This is a genomic window from Paraniabella hibiscisoli, assembly GCF_022512515.1.
In the GTDB taxonomy this organism is placed as follows: Bacteria; Bacteroidota; Bacteroidia; order Chitinophagales; family Chitinophagaceae; genus Niabella; species Niabella hibiscisoli.
This window is the reverse complement of sequence record NZ_JAKWBK010000001.1, coordinates 3,444,300-3,457,088: the sequence shown is the minus strand read 5'-3', so window position 1 is coordinate 3,457,088 and position 12,789 is coordinate 3,444,300. Positions and strand designations below refer to the sequence as shown.

Genomic DNA, 12,789 nt, shown 5'->3' with positions numbered 1-12,789 from the left:
TTAAGGTTTCATGTTCAAAGTTTCTTACCTACGCGTCTTCATTGTTCTGCGTACTTTGCCAGAAATTCAGTAGCCAGTTCAGACAAGCAGGTACTTTTAACGCGACAAGCAGAAACATCCTATTCACTACTCACCATTCACTATCTACTACTCACCATTCATCATTCATCACTCATTACCATGGCCTCTTACAAAATTCCTGCACAAACCCGTATCGGGCATGTACATTTAAAGGTATCCGATCTGCAAAAGTCTCTCGATTTTTATGTTGAACTACTGGGCTTTGAAATAACAACCTTATATGGTTCGCAGGCAGCTTTTATTTCTGCCGGGGGCTATCACCATCATATTGGTTTAAATACCTGGCATAGCCTGGGTGGTAAGTCTGCGCCAGAAACCGCACCCGGACTGTACCATACAGCCATATTATACCCTACCCGCAAAGACCTGGCCGTAGCCCTTCAAAGACTGATCGATGCCGGTTACCCGCTCAGTGGTGCGGCCGACCACGGCGTATCTGAAGCATTATACCTGGATGACCCGGATGGCAATGGTGTAGAACTTTATTGGGACAAGCCAAAAAGAATGGCCAACGAAACCCGACGGCTCATTGGATATGTTTACAAAGAGATTGGACATAGACGGACTACTGAAAGAAGCGGACAGAGAGAATAGTTGATAGTGGACAGCGGAAAATGTTCATGGATCATATTTCTCGAACCAACGCTACTATAGTACCTGGTACATCCTGTAAAATCTCATATATTACGCGCCATGAACGATCAACTATCGACCATGAACTACTCTATCCCACCAAAAACTTCTTGCTCTGCTCCCACTCTTTGCGGCCAAGGCCTGGAAATACATGTCTTTCGCTATGGTAGGATGAACGTACCAAGGGGCCGCTTTCTACATAATCAATGCCCATTTCATAACCCGCATCCTTATAATAAGCAAATTCATCGGGATGTACAAAGCGTTGTACCGGTAAATGTTTTTGGGTAGGCTGCAGGTATTGTCCAATAGTTACTACATCACAACCATTGTCTTTTAAGTCTTGCATAGTTTGCACTACTTCTTCTTTGGTTTCCCCCAGTCCAAGCATAATACCGCTTTTGGTGCGAATACCACCTTCCTTCAGGGTACGGATCACTTCCATACTGCGCCAATATTTGGCCTGTATGCGTACCTGGCGGGTGAGGCGTTCAACCGTTTCAATATTATGAGAGATCACTTCCGGCGCTGCCGCCATTACGGTTTGAATATCTTCTTTTTTACCCTTAAAATCAGGAATCAGGGTTTCCAGCGTAGTGCCGGGATTCAGGGTTTTTACCGCCTTGATGGTGTTATGCCATATTTCAGCGCCACCATCTTTAAGTTCGTCGCGGTCTACCGAGGTAATTACCGCATGTTTCACCTTCATCAGGTAAATAGCTTCCGCTACGCGTTGAGGCTCATCATAATCCACTGCTAAAGGGCGGCCGGTAGCCACGGCACAAAAGCCACAGCTGCGGGTACACACATTGCCCAATATCATAAAAGTTGCCGTACCGGCGCCCCAGCATTCGCCCATATTGGGACAGTTGCCGCTTTCACAAATCGTATGTAATTTATGCGTATCCACCAGCCCGCGTACATGCTTGTACTCCTCACCTATCGGTAGTTTTACGCGTAGCCAATCTGGTTTTTTAATCTTTGTTGTAACAGGTAATTCCGTCATGCTGCGAAAATAATGTTTTTTAAGCTGAAAGCCGTTCTATGGTATAGTTGTGGGCTGTCAACTGCGAATATATCCAGGCCCTGTTCCGTCCCTTCCAGGCTTCGGCCCCTTTGGGGCTAAACCTTCCAGGCACGGCAGCCCTTCTACTAACAATAAATAACAACAGTTGTTCGCATTATAAACGCTGTAAATCAATACGAGGTATTAAGGAAGGTTGAGAATGAACTACTGAATTGCCACCTGCTGTAAATGGTTCTGATATAGTTAAACAAATAGCAGAAGGACCATGCAGACGAACAGTGTTTAATTATTTGTCTTCTGCGGGGTCAGCATCGGAGAAAACCGCTTGAAAAAATAAATCACCAGCAGAAACTGTGTGTATCCATACACCGCATCTTCTGCCGGGATGGTCAGCATTCTTATATTCAAAATTTCGTCCGGATTATAGTTCACAATGGGCGCTTCCAGGCCCGTGCCTGTCAAAATACCATTCACCATAAAAAAGCCAGGCATCAGACAAAAGTAGATTAGAGAAGCTTCTCCAATCCACGCAGCCCTGGAAATAAAGTGAAGAAAGATCATGGTCAATGTTGCAGCCACAACGGTTACAAATGTATACAGCTGGTCATGGTATAGCAGGGCGATCAATACACAGCCAATACAGGTAGTGAACGCGATCATATTATTAAATCCGTTAGCCCAGCTGATGTCGAAAAATTTACGCAGACAGAAATAGGTAAATGTGCAGGAAAAAGGAATACAAATAAAAAAAGCCATTCTTCAACGGGTAAGCCAGCCAACATCACACCTATTGTATAATCTTTATTGAACCACCAAACACCGTGAGCTGTAAACCATACATCCCAGGCTATAAAAGGAATAGCTGTGAGCAATGCAGCTATAGAAAAAGCCCTAAAATACACGTCAAAGCGAATACGCTTATCAAACGAAAAAACAAAACAGATAATTACCGTAAAAAAATTGATCAACAAATAGGTATAAGACTGTATCACTGGCTTTTCTTAAAATACATTTTAAAATATTTTACCGGCACCCACAAAAAGCCAAAGCATTCTCCCTCATGCTTATCAATATGCTTATGGTGTTGCTTGTGGGCTCTGCGAATAGCCAGGAAATAAGGATTTTGGGTATGCCTGAATATTTTAATACGCTGGTGTATAAAAATGTCGTGAACAAAAAAGTAAGACATGCCATATAAAAAAATGCCCACCCCCATATAAAACACTGCACTAAAATCATTTCTTACACCCCAATACAATAAAATAATTGTAGGTATAGCAAAAATCACGAAAAACCAATCGTTCCTTTCCAGATCTCCTTCATTGCTATGATCGTGGTGATCGCGATGCAGGGCCCATAAAAACCCATGCATGATGTACTTATGAATGAGCCAGGTAGCCCCTTCCATCAACACAAACGTAATCAGTACAATCAAAAAATTCACAGCATTATTTTTTATTAAACAACTTCTCCAATACTCTGTAACGATAATCGAAAATATCATGTAATTTTTTACGAACTACCAGGCGATGCATCCAACTCCCCAAAAAGCCGAAGGGTAGTTCATATTTCACTAAGTCTTTCATAAGCACTCCGTTTTCGTTGGGAGTGAACTCATGAAAATGTTCCCAATATTGATAGGGTCCCTTCTGCTGAAAATCGATGAAGCTTTTTAGTTCCTGTACCTGTGTGATCACCGTTCTCCATTGTAAAGGCCAGTTCAACAGGGGCGATACTTTATAGTCAATAATCATACCCTCATAAAACTCACCGTCGTTCAATTCGGACAATACCACAAAATTCATATCCGGCGGTGTGATGCCTGATAAATTATGCGGCGACGAAAAAAATCGCCATGCTTCAGGTAATGTACAATTCAATTGCTGCGTTCTTTCCAGACTATACATGATTCATTATTATTATGCTGCTGTTGAGCTAATTTAGAACCATGCAATTTTATACTGGAAGTAACTACTCATGGCCAAAGACAACTTCCTGCCATTGGGAATACGTATTCTTTCTTTTAAAATACGTTCGGCCGGCATTCTTTTTATTTTTTAAAAAGAGACCAATAGTATTTGTACGCCAGGTACACGCCAAACCTGGACGAACGGGGTAATTGCCTAATACCAGCAAGCGCTTCGTCAAATTCTGTTGTAATATCTTCTTCGATCTGTTTCTTGATGGTATTATTAAATACCTGCATATCCACGTTGGGAAAATAGGTTCTTCCAAGAGTATGGTAGTCATCTTTCAGATCTCTTAAAAAATTAACTTTCTGAAAGACCGAACCCAATTTCATGGCCTGCGGCTTTAACCGTTCGTATTGGCGGGCGTCGCCATTTACAAAAACCTGCAGGCACATCAGTCCTACCACTTCTGCCGATCCCAGGATATACTGTTTGTACAACTCCGAATTGTACAATACTTGCTCCAGGTCCATTTCCATGCTATGCAGAAACTGGCCGATCAATGAAGTATCAATATTATAGCGCCTTACAGTTTGCTGAAAGGCATTAATAATAGGGTTAAGCGAAATACCCTCGTTAATAGCTTCTATGGCCTGTTCTTTAAAGCGGGTAAGTAATAAAGACTTGTTATAACCATGAAAGCTGTCTACAATTTCATCAGCCAGCCTTACAAAACCATAAATGGCATAAATAGCAGGCCTGATGGAAGGTTGAAGCGCAAAAATGCCCATTGAAAAACTGGTACTGTACCGATGAGTGGTTTGCTTACTTACCTGGTAAGACAGGTCATCAAATATCTTTTTCATAACGAGGGCATTTTGATATTATTAACTTCTGTTGCTACAATCTTACCGGATATAATAGAAGGCGGCACACCCGGTCCGGGCACGGTTAATTGCCCTGTATAAAACAAATTATCAAGATGTCTATTTTTTATAGAGGGCTTCCATACAGCAGTTTGAGGAAGTGTGTTGGCCAAACCATAAGCATTTCCTTTGTAGGCATTGTAATCAGCTATAAAGTTGCTGACACAGTAACTTTTTTATAGTCCAGCTTCTCTGTCAAACCGGTGGTACCCGTAAATCGTTCGAGTCTTTTTATCATCAATTGCAGGTAGCGCTCTCTTGTCGGCTCATCGTCGTTAATACCCGTAGCCAGCGGCATCAGCAAAAAAACATTCTCATGACCTTTGGGTGCGACTCCGGCATCTGTCTTAGAAGGACAACATGTATAGAACAGCGGATGCTCCGGCCACTTCTTGTCCTTGTAAATAGCATCGATATGATCGTCCAGATCGTTTTCAAAAAAAAGCGTATGATGCCCCAGGTTAGGTATCCGCTCTTTAAATCCCAGGTAATAGATCAGGCAAGAGGGCGCAAAAGTTTTTTCTCCCAAAAATGTTCTCCATAATTTCTCAAAGACGCATCCAGCAGGGATTCGGTGTGTTGATAATCAGACGAGCCTATAACAAAGTCAAATTCCAGTTGTTCGCCATTTACTACAATACCTGTCACTTTGTTGTTTTTTGTGATGATCTGCTCTACATTACAACCGGTGTTGAATTGCGCACCCTTCGATTCGGCTACGGTTTTCATTGCTCTCACCAGTTCATGAAAACCTCCTTTAGGATACCAGGTTCCCAGTACATATCCTCCATAGTTCATTAAACTATACAGAGCAGGTATATTTTTGGGAGAAGCTCCGAGGAAGATTACCGGAAACTCCATCAGCGCTTTTAATTTATGATTGGTAAAATAACGGGCCACATACCGCCTGAATGGAGATAGCAGGTTCAATTTAAACACACTCCTGATTACGGCAGGCGTAGCAAACTCCAGCCAGCTATAACAAGGCCTGGTCACTAATTCACGCATTCCTACATCATACTTATGGCGGGCCGATTGCATAAAAGTATCAAGCCGGGCACCCGCCCCCTTTTCAAGGGTTTCAAACAGTTCTTTCAACTTGTCATAAGACCTTGGAACAGCAATCGTCTCATCCGAAAAAACCATCTCAAATTGCGGATCCAGTGGCACAAGCTCAAAGAAATCCGTGGTCTGGTGGCCAAAATCTTTAAAGAACTGCTCAATAATATCCGGCATCCAGTACCAGCTGGGGCCCATATCAAACACATAGCCATTAGAAGTAATCATCTGCCTGGCGCGACCGCCAATTGCATCGTTTTTTCAAAAACATGCACTTCATTTCCTCCTTCGCCGCATAGGCTGCCGCTGAAATTCCGGAAAATCCAGATCCTATGATTGCAATTTTTTTGGGCATACCAATATTAATTACGGGTTGGCATAAAGTCGTGGGTTACGCGCTCCAGCAGTGCGGCACTCTCAATGCCGGCTTCGAATATGGGCTTATGAAAATGGTCGAGCCGGTTAAGCAGCCTGATCAATTCCATTTTTTCCTGCCGCGAAAGATCCCCGCTAACCACTTGGGTAGCCTGCCTGATCTGGCCCATCTGCTGTTGCAGCACCTGCTCTCCTTTTGGGGTAATGTCAACAACTTTACTTCGCCTGTCTTCAGACGAAGGCTGCTGCGCTATCCACCCATTATTCAAAAGGCGGTTAATGATCTGCATACCGGTTGGCTTGTCCTGTATGTTTTTCCTGATCAGCTTCATTTTACTCATAGCCCCGTAGGCCTTCAGGTTGATCAGATAAAAAAACTCCTCCTGTGTAGAAAATTCCGAACCGTAAATGGCCGACCTGGAATAAGATTTTGCATAACGGTTCATGTGCACCAACAACGTGCTGATAGCACTTTCCGGGCTACGTCCCTTCTCCTTACCTTCCCAGTAGGGCTCGGCATTTTCCTGTACTCCGGCCTGTGTATCCATTATCCACTGCCTGAAACCATTGATATCGGCAGTATACGACCCTGACTGGCTGGCCAACTCAAACGACTCAGTAAGACGGATCACATCTGTAATCAAACTATAATTCATAGCTCTTACTTTTTTATTAAACAACTTATTTCAAAGCAAATTAAAAATAGTGTATAAATAAACCAAATAAATCTTACCGTTTGCGTAAAAGAGTATCAAAATTAAATAAAAAGTACAAATATATACCTTACCTGAAATAAGCATTTATATTTCATCGCTACCGTGGTATATAAATACACAAAAAAGGTATTTTATAAAACTAAATAAGACAATAATTAAAAAACAAACAACATGATTTAGTTACTCACACCCGTGCTTATCGCAAGATGAAGACAAGCCCTCGGACAATTCTAAAGTCATACTATACCGGCAAGTGAAAACTCCAGTTTATCTCTTTAAAAACGGCTGTAATAAGAGCCGGCCTTACTGAAACTTTATCGTCCAATAGTATCATCACAGTATTACGCCGGATACAGCGCTTTCCAGGTAGCCGGGCTGAGCACAGATGCTGCCGTTAATGCGATACGGGTAGATGACCTTAAAAATATTACTCTAGCACGTATTGGGTTAAAATATACATCGGGAAGCATTCCCTCAGGCATCACGGAGTTAAATGCCGCAGCCAATATTAAAACCGATGTAACTAAGAACGGTTCAGGCTTTTTTTGTGAGCGGCGCTAAAGCAGGCCAGCCGATGTTAATGCAAAAAATGGCGTAGTTCATGCAATTAATAAAGTATTGACGCCGTTGGCCAACGTTGTGCAATTTGCTCAATCCATTCTAATTTTTCATTACTGATGGCTGCAGTAGTAAGAGCCAGTATCAGCTCTACGTATGTTGCTGCCGCATTATCAGGTACAGGTCCGCTCGCCGTTTTTGCTCCCACGAAGGCAGCAGGTTTCGCTACCATAGCTGATATCCAGGCAGCCAATACGCTGGCATTTATTCTTACTTCTGATTACGCAACAAACCCGGCGCATATGCCAGGTTATGGATCTACAAGCCTTTCGTGCCGGCTCTTACTCCTGCAATAACCGTTCAAAGGTGGAAGGCCTTTCATGTGCCAGGCAGGGGCAATGCCGCGGCTGTACCGGGTTATAAACATATGGGCCTTGAAGGTACAGTATAAAAAAGCCCTGCGGCTACCTTCCTCTTAAGAAGAATAACCACAGGGATTTTTATTGTGTAAGATGTACGTTCTACTGTGTATGATGTTTGATGTACGTTCATCATTCACTATTCACTATTCACTATCCTTATCGCTTCACCACCGCCACTGCTTTCGAGTAGCTCTTGGTGCCATCTTTGTCCACCTGCGCCACGCGTACATATACTTTACCTTCCGGCAATACATCGCGCCTGTTTTTATTACAGCCTGCTGCAAAAACGATAATGCCCAAAGCAACAGCTGCCATTGCATAACGTGTGCGACGGGTTTTAAATAAACCAGCGCCTACAGCTAATAAAGCAATACCTGCTGCTACCACACCTGCACTGGCGTCTTTAGTAAACTCATATTCCAGTGCATCGGCAGAAATACCGTTGGTTGCTTTACTATCTACTTTGCCAATGCTGATAAAATTAGTACCATCAACCGATGCTTCAATTTCGAAATAACGGTTATTGGTTTCGCTGGTTGTATTCCATTTTACCAGTAACTGGTTGTTTAAGATCTCAGCGGCTACAAAGCCAAATTTCACCGGCAATACAGCGGGGTCGTTGCTGATACCAAAGTCTACTGCAGTAATGGCACCAGACATGGCACCAATAGATATAATACCGGTACGGTTGCCGGCATTAGGTACACCGCCTACGCTGGTTCCGGTATAGCCATAATCAGCATTAGGTGCATCGGCACTAGCCAAAGTTGTTCCCAACGGCTTTTGGCCATTGGTAATAATAATGGAGTAGTTACCCGCAACGGTATTTTCCTGCAAAATGGCAATAGTATAAGTACCATCGTTAGCTATTTTAGCCGAACCGGCTACCGTACCATCGGGCGCTACCAGGTTTACCCAAAGCCCATTGTCGATACCTGCTTCTGCGCCATCAAGGTTGGCATTGCCGTTTGCATCGTTCCAAATAGTTCCGGATACGGAATTCATTTTGCAATCGCCTACCTGGAAGGTTTCGGTAGCTACAGACGATCCACACTCAGTTGTGGTGGCTGTATAAGAAATGGTAACCGCTCCGGCTCCTGCACCCGTAAAAGTAAGACGGTTGCCGGTGATAGTTGCCGCACCAGATACCACCGCCCAGGTGCCGCCGGTGGGCAGGCCAGATAGCGTTAACGAACTTCCATTGCAATACTGACCTAAAGCACCGGTAGTACCACTGCCGCCGGTAAATATTTGAGGTACAGTAGTTGCACCACATATCTGTACATCGGCTGTAGCAAATGTATAAGAAGATTCATTTACGTCACTCTCTTCACCATTACCCATACTACCAAAAGTTCTATGCCCTACATAACCAAAATTTTGGCTACAGGCTTTCGTAAGCATACTGGTATGCCCCCCTGTTTCTACTGAAAACACGGTAGGGCTAATACCTGCAGGGATACCGGGGTCATAACTGGTGCCATCTACTGGTCGGCCAATCATCAAACCACTATTACTACCCCAGCTATACACCTGGTAGGCGCCGTTAATAACATTAATAGCCGCGTTGTTTCCAATGTGTTCGTTAGGCGATATCCATAATATATCGTTCATAACCGGGCCTGCAGCCGAGGTATAGCGGGGTTGCACCCAGTTAAGACGGGCCGTAGTAGTGTTACCCCAGTCGCCTAACTGCCTTAAATTATTAAATCCTAACGTATATAAATGCCCGTTTTCATACAATACATAATGAGAGGCTACATTAGCCCCTATCATTTTTATGGGGTTACCTGCTTCGCCGGCCGGCAAAACCATTTGCACAGCCCTGGTTGCCTGAGCAGCAGCTCCGCCCCCTCCCGGGTAAACGGAAGTGCCCCAGGTCCATACAGTATTATCACTTTTCAGGGCCATCAAACGGCCTAGCGATCCCCTCACAGCTACCACACCGGTTAAAAATGGGTTTCCGGCAGTTGACTCCTGCACATGGGCCCAGGTAGTATTGCCAGTACCTCCATCGCCACGAAGATTAGGGCTAGCATTATTGTTTAATACGTAAGCATTGCCGTCACAAGTAGTAATGGCTATCATTTGCGGCCCTACATACATCATTTTCACCTGGGTAGGTGCAACACCGGCAGGCAGGCCCGTGCTGTTGCCGTCAACGGTAATATCTTGTACAGCGGTACCAGGTGCAATAGCAGCATTTACCACTGAACCTACATTACCCCATATAAAAAGTCCATCGGTTGTTAACACAACAGTTTGCCCGGGAGTAGTGTTTCCACCAACAGCTGCCTTTAATACCCGACCAGTGAGCCCCGGAAAATTCATGGCGTTAATTTCGGTGGGTGAAAGCAGATTGGCAACACCATCTGCCGCTGCGCCCTCACCCCAAATTTTGAACACGCCAGTATATTCCCTGGTTACCGTAGCGTGAAAGGTAGATACCTGGTTGTCGTACTCCAGTGTAGCGGCACCACTTGATGCTACGCCATAATTACTGTAGTTGGTGCCGGGGCAGCCGTCGCCGCTAAAAAGCCGCATTGTGCCTGTGCCGATTGGGTGCCACCCCATAACAGAGAGCCATTGCCAGCGACAGCGCCGCCGGCAGCTTAGAAGGTTTTTTAAACATGTAAGGGTTGTTTTAAGTGTTTAGTTTGTATTACTTATTTAAGAGGTTTAATAGTTTAGAGTTACTTTGGGCAGTTTTGGTACTACACCAGTTATTGAGGGTTGTTTGTTTGCAGAGGCGCAAGATAGAAGCCATCTGTTACAAAACCAAAAGATAGGGAACAAAAACTTCAACCTGTGTTTGCTGATTACCTGATCGACATCCGATCCTGGATGGCTCCGCATCTGTCATCCAGTATCTATCAGTTGTTACCGAAAAAGCAAACCCCGCAGTTACCCGCTCCGGTAGCTCTATGCGCCTGGCAGAAACCGCAGGGTTTATAATGGGTTGCCTGAAAGCATTTCCCGATCCTTAATACCTGGCGCTAATATAGCTGCTGTATTGATTACAGACAACTGTTTATCTTGCTATTATGCAGAAAAAGGCCTTTGACAGTATGCACAAAAAGTGGCGTGTACACCCTCATAGATCAACAATAAAAAATATTTAAACAACTGGATAACATATATATATGAACAGCCAGCTTACCATATTCCGGAAATCGGCAAGACAAGTTGAAACCGCTCAAAATCAGCAGGTTCCATTTAATGTACAAATGACTATTTTTACTTCCTCAACCACCTTCTATAGGCTGCGCTGCAGCCGCATCTTTTAAAAAAATGAAATATATATCCTGCCTGCTGGCGCTTTTGTTGAACTGTTTTTGGGGTACACAAGCAATGGCACAGGACGCCGATGCCTTCAATAAGATCTACCAGCGGGCTTTCCTGGAAGTAGCGCCTTCGAGTATAGACAGTGCCCATTTCATTGCCGACTCCCTGTATGGCGTGTCTACCACCCCCTTATTTAAAACCCGCAGCCTGATGTTAAGTGCAACCTTATACCAGCAGCAGCAACAGCTGGAAAAAGCTACACAAACGGCAGAACAGGCATTTGATATCATCATCCCCACCGATCATGTAGACTGGCAGGTACGGATCTGCGGTTTCCTGGCTACCCAATACCGCACCCTGCGATTGTATAAAAAATCAAAGGCTTTTTGCGAACGAGCACTAGCGCTGATCCCGCAGATACAGCAGCCGGGCGCCGCCCATAGTGCAGCCGGACTGGTAAACCAGGAGCTGGCTTATGCTGCTATGTCGGTTAATCGTTACGAAGCGGCTATTAACCATATCCGAAGCTCCCAGCAGCATTTTGACCAGATCACCCAAAACAAAAAATTCTTCACCGCCGAAAATGAGCAGCTGCTCGGGTTGAATTATTTTAAGCTGAATCAACCAGACAAAGCCCTGCAGCATTACGCAAAAAGCCTGGCGCTGCTAAAAGATATGCCTGATAATCATATACACGGACTGGCCTATAACGGCATTAGCGCGGTATACATTCACCAGGGCAAGCTACCGGATGCAAAAAATACCTGGATAGCGCCCATGCCCTGGCGGCGAAGTCACAATACCTGCAACTGAAGAATGAAATATTAAAAACCACCCAAAGCTATTTTTTAAAAGTAAAAGACCTGGCCCGGTTTGAAGAAGCCCGCCAGAAACAGGATTCGATACGGGAACAGATTACCCAGCGCAATAACAGTTTCCTGGACAGCAGCTTTGTGGAGCTGGAAAAAACAACGCAACAGGCACAACAAGACAGTAATGCCAAAAATATTCCGCTGGCAGCTGGCGGTCTGGCCCTGCTTTTTGGCAGCGGCTATTTTTATGTTTACCGGCGCAAACAAAAACAGCAGCAGCGGCTTTTTATGGCTTATTTCGAAGAGAAAAAGTACCCGGCGCCGCAGCAGCAGGCTTTCCTACCCGAACCAGTATTGCCAGATACCGCCACGAAAAATGATAACATTCCAGAAGTGATCCCAGCCGATATTGAGCAGATAGATGAACAGCCGGACGAAGCCCAGGGGCCGAAGAAACGTGATATTAGCTCTATTCCAGGTGAGGAAACCCTGCAAAGGCTGTTGCATAGCCTGAAAGATTTTGAACAACAGCAGCAGTTTACCTCAGGCACCATCACGCTGTCGCAGCTGGCTGCACAGTTTAACACCAATATCAAATACCTATCGTATATTATTAAAACTTATAAAGAACAGGACTTTAACAGCTATATCAACCGGCTCAGGGTAGATTATATCATTAATCAGTTAACGGAACAACCGCAATGGCGAACTTATAAAATTAGTGTACTCGCGGAAAAAGCGGGTTTTTCCTCCCATGGCAAATTCACCACCATATTTAAGGGCGTTACAGGCTTGTCGCCTTCGGTATTTATACAACATCTGCAAAATGAGCCCGGAAACTGAGTGTCGGTATTGCTGATAAGCGATCGCACAAACGATGGTTCGAGCCAGCCACTCATCTAGTGTATGCTGCCCTTTCAGGGCGCGGTCGTACCTATATCCTACCTGGGCCCGTCGGGCCGGCTATATATACAACCCTTTTAGG

Annotated in this window: 14 protein-coding genes; 3 read left to right on the top strand and 11 right to left on the bottom strand. The window is 44.5% G+C overall.

Annotated features, from left to right (window positions below):
* Positions 1-180 precede the first annotated feature (180 nt).
* The gene (locus tag MKP07_RS21555) at positions 181-675 is read left to right on the top strand and encodes a VOC family protein (RefSeq protein ID WP_240849025.1); all 495 of its coding nucleotides are present in this window, start codon (positions 181-183) and stop codon (positions 673-675) included.
* Positions 676-805: 130 nt separating this feature from the next.
* On the opposite strand, the gene lipA is transcribed toward MKP07_RS21555, so the two are convergent.
* The 11 genes from lipA to MKP07_RS21505 all read right to left on the bottom strand — a co-directional run bounded on the left by lipA (position 806) and on the right by MKP07_RS21505 (position 10,251).
* Positions 806-1,720, bottom strand: a complete 915-nt coding sequence (gene lipA / locus MKP07_RS21550; protein ID WP_240849024.1) for a lipoyl synthase — start codon at positions 1,718-1,720, stop codon at positions 806-808.
* A gap of 303 nt (positions 1,721-2,023) precedes the next feature.
* Positions 2,024-2,497 carry a lycopene cyclase domain-containing protein gene (locus MKP07_RS21545; protein WP_240849023.1) on the bottom strand — a complete coding sequence of 158 codons (474 nt, stop codon included), beginning with the start codon at positions 2,495-2,497 and terminating at the stop codon, positions 2,024-2,026.
* On the bottom strand, positions 2,398-2,733 hold the full coding sequence (locus tag MKP07_RS42825; RefSeq protein WP_394803592.1) for a lycopene cyclase domain-containing protein: 336 nt from the start codon (positions 2,731-2,733) through the stop codon (positions 2,398-2,400). Before MKP07_RS42825 ends, MKP07_RS21545 begins: the two co-directional genes overlap by 100 nt.
* Positions 2,730-3,185, bottom strand: a complete 456-nt coding sequence (locus tag MKP07_RS21540) for a sterol desaturase family protein (protein ID WP_240849022.1) — start codon at positions 3,183-3,185, stop codon at positions 2,730-2,732. The genes MKP07_RS42825 and MKP07_RS21540 overlap by 4 nt, the downstream gene beginning before the upstream one ends.
* 4 nt (positions 3,186-3,189) lie before the next feature.
* On the bottom strand, positions 3,190-3,648 hold the full coding sequence (locus tag MKP07_RS21535) for an SRPBCC family protein (protein ID WP_240849021.1): 459 nt from the start codon (positions 3,646-3,648) through the stop codon (positions 3,190-3,192).
* A gap of 143 nt (positions 3,649-3,791) precedes the next feature.
* Complete coding sequence (locus tag MKP07_RS21530) at positions 3,792-4,517, bottom strand: phytoene/squalene synthase family protein (protein ID WP_240849020.1); 726 nt, start codon at positions 4,515-4,517, stop codon at positions 3,792-3,794.
* Positions 4,518-4,725: 208 nt separating this feature from the next.
* The gene (locus MKP07_RS21525) at positions 4,726-5,106 is read right to left on the bottom strand and encodes a phytoene desaturase family protein (protein ID WP_240849019.1); all 381 of its coding nucleotides are present in this window, start codon (positions 5,104-5,106) and stop codon (positions 4,726-4,728) included.
* On the bottom strand, positions 5,073-5,864 hold the full coding sequence (locus MKP07_RS21520) for a phytoene desaturase family protein (RefSeq protein WP_240849018.1): 792 nt from the start codon (positions 5,862-5,864) through the stop codon (positions 5,073-5,075). The genes MKP07_RS21525 and MKP07_RS21520 overlap by 34 nt, the downstream gene beginning before the upstream one ends.
* A gap of 134 nt (positions 5,865-5,998) precedes the next feature.
* Entirely contained in the window at positions 5,999-6,667 is a 669-nt protein-coding gene (locus tag MKP07_RS21515) for a MarR family winged helix-turn-helix transcriptional regulator (protein WP_240849017.1), read from the bottom strand.
* Between the two features lie 667 nt (positions 6,668-7,334).
* Positions 7,335-7,538 (bottom strand): hypothetical protein, encoded by a 204-nt coding sequence (locus MKP07_RS21510; RefSeq protein WP_240849016.1) that lies wholly within the window; start codon positions 7,536-7,538, stop codon positions 7,335-7,337.
* A gap of 325 nt (positions 7,539-7,863) precedes the next feature.
* A complete protein-coding gene (locus MKP07_RS21505; protein ID WP_240849015.1) occupies positions 7,864-10,251 on the bottom strand; it encodes a hypothetical protein in 2,388 nt (795 codons plus the stop codon).
* A gap of 747 nt (positions 10,252-10,998) precedes the next feature.
* Here MKP07_RS21505 and MKP07_RS21500 point away from each other — a divergent pair.
* Both MKP07_RS21500 and MKP07_RS21495 read left to right on the top strand, forming a co-directional pair.
* Complete coding sequence (locus MKP07_RS21500; RefSeq protein ID WP_240849014.1) at positions 10,999-11,805, top strand: tetratricopeptide repeat protein; 807 nt, start codon at positions 10,999-11,001, stop codon at positions 11,803-11,805.
* A gap of 140 nt (positions 11,806-11,945) precedes the next feature.
* Entirely contained in the window at positions 11,946-12,647 is a 702-nt protein-coding gene (locus MKP07_RS21495) for a helix-turn-helix domain-containing protein (RefSeq protein WP_240849013.1), read from the top strand.
* Positions 12,648-12,789 lie beyond the last annotated feature (142 nt).

Bases quoted from the DNA above. Each gene is read 5' to 3' on its own strand.
- lipA (WP_240849024.1), bottom strand. From the start codon at position 1,720: ATGACGGAATTACCTGTTACAACAAAGATTAAAAAACCAGATTGGCTA.
- MKP07_RS21555 (WP_240849025.1), top strand. From the start codon at position 181: ATGGCCTCTTACAAAATTCCTGCACAAACCCGTATCGGGCATGTACAT.
- MKP07_RS21505 (WP_240849015.1), bottom strand. From the start codon at position 10,251: ATGCGGCTTTTTAGCGGCGACGGCTGCCCCGGCACCAACTACAGTAAT.
- MKP07_RS21530 (WP_240849020.1), bottom strand. From the start codon at position 4,517: ATGAAAAAGATATTTGATGACCTGTCTTACCAGGTAAGTAAGCAAACC.
- MKP07_RS21500 (WP_240849014.1), top strand. From the start codon at position 10,999: ATGAAATATATATCCTGCCTGCTGGCGCTTTTGTTGAACTGTTTTTGG.
- MKP07_RS21535 (WP_240849021.1), bottom strand. From the start codon at position 3,648: ATGTATAGTCTGGAAAGAACGCAGCAATTGAATTGTACATTACCTGAA.
- MKP07_RS21545 (WP_240849023.1), bottom strand. From the start codon at position 2,497: ATGGCTTTTTTTATTTGTATTCCTTTTTCCTGCACATTTACCTATTTC.
- MKP07_RS21520 (WP_240849018.1), bottom strand. From the start codon at position 5,864: ATGATTACTTCTAATGGCTATGTGTTTGATATGGGCCCCAGCTGGTAC.
- MKP07_RS21515 (WP_240849017.1), bottom strand. From the start codon at position 6,667: ATGAATTATAGTTTGATTACAGATGTGATCCGTCTTACTGAGTCGTTT.